Raw genomic sequence first — 214 nt, forward strand, 5'->3', positions numbered from 1 at the left:
GGTGTGGCCCATGTTTGATTTGATTGACCCTAACCAGATTGGGGTGTCGCGGTTTTGGCCGTAGGTGGCGATAATGGCTTGGGCTTCGATGGGGTCGCCTAGTGTGGTGCCGGTGCCGTGGCTTTCTACGGTGTCGATGTCGGTGGTGTGTAGTCCTGCTGCGGTTAGGGCGGCGCGGATTACTCGTTCTTGGGATGGGCCGTTGGGGGCGGTT

The 214-nt window shown here is 59.8% G+C and carries 1 protein-coding gene; it reads right to left on the reverse strand.

Going from position 1 to position 214, the window contains the following annotated elements; translation table 11 throughout:
- On the reverse strand, window positions 1-214 hold a 214-nt coding region (locus tag F0Q45_RS27385), incomplete at both ends, for a hypothetical protein (protein WP_149656748.1).

It is taken from the genome of Mycobacterium simiae, assembly GCF_008370645.1.
GTDB lineage: Bacteria > Actinomycetota > Actinomycetes > Mycobacteriales > Mycobacteriaceae > Mycobacterium > Mycobacterium simiae_A.